General features: G+C 73.6%; 4 protein-coding genes. 1 reads left to right on the top strand and 3 read right to left on the bottom strand.

Going from position 1 to position 4,281, the window contains the following annotated elements; translation table 11 throughout:
- The 3 genes from H5J30_RS19595 to H5J30_RS19585 all read right to left on the bottom strand — a co-directional run.
- Positions 1 to 562, bottom strand: a 562-nt coding sequence (locus H5J30_RS19595) for an ABC transporter permease (RefSeq protein WP_181788713.1), incomplete at its 3' end; no start/stop codon positions are given.
- On the bottom strand, positions 555 to 1,520 hold the full coding sequence (locus tag H5J30_RS19590) for an ABC transporter permease (protein WP_181788714.1): 966 nt from the start codon (positions 1,518 to 1,520) through the stop codon (positions 555 to 557). The genes H5J30_RS19595 and H5J30_RS19590, both read right to left, overlap by 8 nt.
- 20 nt (positions 1,521 to 1,540) lie before the next feature.
- On the bottom strand, positions 1,541 to 3,145 hold the full coding sequence (locus H5J30_RS19585) for an ABC transporter substrate-binding protein (RefSeq protein WP_181788712.1): 1,605 nt from the start codon (positions 3,143 to 3,145) through the stop codon (positions 1,541 to 1,543).
- A gap of 271 nt (positions 3,146 to 3,416) precedes the next feature.
- On the opposite strand from H5J30_RS19585, the gene H5J30_RS19580 reads away from it, so the two are divergent.
- Positions 3,417 to 4,281 (top strand): LCP family protein (locus H5J30_RS19580; RefSeq protein ID WP_181788711.1); only part of this gene is annotated, 865 nt, incomplete at its 3' end.

Raw genomic sequence — 4,281 nt, 5'->3', positions numbered from 1 at the left:
GCAGCGACAGCACCTCGGCGCGCACGATGCGGCACGTCGACACCCAGTGCGTCAGCCCCACCGAGGCGACGACCGGCCACACCCCGGGCTGGAACAGGGCGACGATGAAGATGCCGAGCAGCAGGTGCGGTACGGAGGCGAAGACGTCCACGAGCCGCATCACGGCCCGGTCGACGTGTCCGCCGAGCGCGCCTGCCAGCGCCCCGACGGCGGTGCCGACGACGGTGGCGACGAGCGCGGCGACCACGCCGACGAGCAGCGAGACGCGCAGCCCGTAGACGCAGCGCAGCAGCACGTCGCGGCCGACGTCGTCGGTGCCGAAGAGGTGCGAGAGGGACGGCGCGGCCAGCTTGTTGCCGATGTCGACGGCCTGCTGGTCGAGCTGGACCAGCGGCGGTACGACGAGCACCGCGAGGACGGCCAGCGCGACGACCGCGGCAGAGGTGCGCACGCGCATCGTACGCACCGACTTCCGGCCGGTGCCGCGGGTGCGCCAGCGGGTCGCGTCCGGCGGCCCGTCGAGCGCGCCCGGCTGCGCCGCCGCCTGTGGTGTCTCAGCCATCGAAGCCCACTCTCGGGTCGGCGAGCCCGTACAGCAGGTCGGACAGCAGGTTGCCGAGGAGCACCGCCGCGGTCGCCAGCACGGTCATCGCGGCGAGCAGCGGGAAGTCGACGGACGTGGCGGCCTCGACGGTGGCCGCGGCGATCCCGGGCCAGCTGAAGACGGTCTCGATGAGCAGCGCGCCGGTGATCAGCTCCGGTACCCGGGTGCCGATCAGCGTGAGCACGGGCAGCAGTCCGGAGCGCAGCGCGTGCCCCAGCAGGACGGTGCGTTCGGCGAGCCCGCGGGAGCGGGCGCCGCGTACGGGGTCCTCGTCCAGCGCGTCGCCGACGCCCTGGCGGACGTAGAGCACGAACCACGGCATCTGCGAGACGGCGAGCACCGACGCGGGCAGCAGCACGTGCTCGGCGACCTGCCCGAAGGTGACGACGTCCGTGCCGGTGTCGGTCAGCCCGCCGGCCGGCAGCGCGTCGAGCCGGAGCGCGAACAGCCAGACGGCGAGCAGCCCGAGCCAGAACGGCGGCGCCGCCTCCAGGGCGTACGCGACGGAGGTGACGGCCCGGTCGAGCGGCCCGCCGCGGCTGCGGGCGGCGAGGACGCCGAGGAGCGTGCCGGCGACGATGGCGACGGCGAACGCGACCGCGCACAGCAGCACCGTCCAGCCGATGCGCTCGCCGATGACGTCGGCGACGGGCTGGCGCATGCTGGTCGACTCGCCGAGGTCGCCGGCGGCGACGCCGGTCAGCCAGTCCCACCAGCGGGTGACGAACGGGTCGTCGGCGCCGAGGCTGTCGCGGAGCTGGTCCAGCGCCTCCTGGGAGGCGCTGAACCCGGCGGTGCCCGCGTACGCCTTCACCGGGTCGAACGGCGAGGCGGCGGCGATGGCGAACACCCCGAAGGTGACGGCCAGCAGGACGGGGACGGCGTACAGCAGCCGCCGCCCGGCCATCCGCGCCATCGGGGCCAGCGGCAGCCCGGTCACGGCGCGGGCTGCCAGCTCTCGACGTTCCACCAGGGGCCGCTGCCGAAGCCGTGCTCGTGCGGCTCGACCTGGGTGGTCAGGCCGCGCCAGGTGTCGGCGACGACGTAGATGTGGTCGATGTGGGTGAGGAAGATGTAACCCGGATTCGCCGTGAGGTCCTGCTGCACCTTGTCGTACGCCCGCTTGCGCTCGGCCTTGTCGCCGCTCTCCCGTCCCTCGACGAGGGCGGTGTCGACGTCCGGGTTCTCGTACGAGGCCATGTTGTTGAAGCCCTGGCCGGCCAGCTCGGAGTAGAGCATCGGGTAGAGGTCGAAGTCGGGGTCGGCGGGGCTGCCGCCGCCGGCGAGCACGGCGTCTTCGCCCATCCGCGGTTCGATGACCTCCCACGTGCCGCTCTCCACCTTGGCCTCGATGCCGACCTTCTTGGCGTCGCCGGCGAAGGCGAGGGCGTGCTCCTGGCGGAGCTTGTCGCCGGAGGGGTAGTAGAGGGTGAACGAGGCGCGCTGCCCGTCCTTCTCGCGGATGCCGCCGTCACCCGTGCGCCAGCCGGCGTCGTCGAGGATCCGCTCGGCCTTCGCGATGTCGTACGGCCGCTCGGTGCCCTCGGCGAACCACTCGCTGTCGGTGGGCACGGGCCCGTACGCGGCCTTGCCGCGGCCCTCCAGCAGCTTGTCGACCATGGCGTCGCGGTCGACGGCCACGTCCAGCGCGCGGCGGACGGCGATGTCGCCGGTGACCGGGTCGTCCGTGGGCAGGGTGACCGCGCGGTGGTCGAAGGTGGTGGCGGCGACGGTCTGCTTGTCGTCGTCCTCGGCGAAGGTCTTGGCGAGGTTCGGCGGCAGGATGGCGCCGTCGAGGTCCCCGGAGCGCAGCCGGGTGGCGCGGATGTCGTCGTCGGCGATGATCGCCATGGTCAGCTTCGCCACCTTCGGCTTGCCGCCCCAGTAGCCGGGATTGGCGGAGAAAGTGAGCTTCTCGCCCTTGCGCCAGTTGTCCAGGACGTACGGGCCGGTGCCGATCGGCTCGGTGTTGAACGAACCGGTGTTGACGTCGCCCTTGCCGGCGGCGTGCTCGGGCGCGATGGGCAGCACGGTGCGCTCGGCGAAGGGGGCGTAGGGGTACTTCAGCCGGAAGACGACGGTGTCCTCGCCCTCGGCCTCGACGCTGTCGACGGCTGCCAGGTCGCCCTTGGAGGGGTTGTTGGTGCCGGGGTCGAGGATGGTCTCGTAGGTGAAGACGACGTCGGCGGCGGTGAAGGGCTCGCCGTCGCTGAACGTCACGTCGTCGCGCAGCTTGTACGTGTACGTGGTGCCGTCGTCGGTGACCTCGGGCAGCGCGCGGGCGAGGGCGGGGCGCAGCTCCATGTCGGCGGTGCGGGCGAGGAGGCCGTCGAAGAGCTTGGAGTTGCCGTCCTTGCCGTAGCCGAGGAGGGGGCTGAGGGTGTCGGGCTCGTTGGCGACGCCGATGACGGCGGTGGCGCCGTCGCCGCCGGAGCCGCCGGAGTCGTCGTCGGCGTCCGGGTTCGAGCAGGCGGCGGCTCCCGCGAGCACCGCCGCTGCCGCCGTGACCGAGACCGCTGCGCGTATGCCGCGGACTGACATGCCCACTCCCCTGTTGAAGACCGGCTGTTATTGCGAACCGTTCGCAATTAGAACCCATGATCGGTGCGCGGCGCAATGAGGAGTCCACTTCGCGGGCGCCCGGCGGGCGCGCCGTCCGCCGAGGTCAGCGGCCGAACCGCGGCCGGGCGTGCCGCCCGCCCCTTGCGTCGACCGGGTGGCCCGGGGCGGGACACGGCCGCTTTTACGGATATTACGGGGCATTCCGGCCCGTAGCATCCGGTGTCCCGCACCCCACCGGGAAGGAACCCCCATGGCGCTCCCCCCGCTGTCCCGCACCCTCGCCGCCGGCGCCTGCCTGGCCGTGCTCGCCGACTCCGGCTACGGCTGGGCGCTCGACGCCGCGCCGCCGCCGGGCCGTACGGGCACCAACGTGCTCGTCGTCGGCAGCGACTCGCGCGCCGGCCTGACCCGGGAGGAGAAGGACCGGTGGCACGCGGGCGGCGCGGCCTGCCGGTGCGCGGACGTGATCATGGTCGTGCACCTGTCCGCCGGCGGCCGGCGCGCGAGCGTCGTCAGCCTCCCCCGCGACTCCTACGTGCCCTTCGCCCCGCACGACGACGGCGAAGGACCCGCCGCGCACTCCGGGAAGATCAACGCTGCCCTCCAGCACGGCGGCCCCGACCTGCTGACGCGCACCGTGGAGCGCGCCACCGGGCTCGACATCGACCACTATCTGCAGGCGCGCTTCAAGGGGTTCGTCCAGGCGGTCGACGCACTCGGCGGCGCGCCGGTGTGCACGAAGAAGCCGATGCGCGACGAGAACTCCGGCATCGACCTGGCGCCCGGGAAGCACCATCTCGACGGCGGCCGGGCCCTGCAGTACGTCCGCACCCGGCACAGCGGCCACGGCGACATCGACCGCGTACGCCGCCAGCAGCGGCTGGTCGCCGGGATCGCCGGGCGGCAGCTGGCCGCGGGCGCGCTGGAGGACCCGCGGCAGCTGCACGCGCTCGTCGGCGAGGTCGCCCGCGGGCTGCGCCCCGGACCGCGCACGGGCGTGGCGGACATGCTGGCGCTGGCCTGGCAGGCGCGCCGGCTGCGGCTCGCGGACGTGGAGTTCGCGACCGTGCCGCTGGCGAGCATCAGCCACCCCGCGGGCGAGTGGGGCTCAGCGG

This window comes from Streptomyces phytophilus, assembly GCF_013870535.1.
GTDB classification, from domain to species: domain Bacteria; phylum Actinomycetota; class Actinomycetes; order Streptomycetales; family Streptomycetaceae; genus Streptomyces; species Streptomyces phytophilus.
The sequence above is the reverse complement of the archived record's forward strand: the minus strand, read 5'-3'. Positions and strand labels throughout refer to the sequence as shown.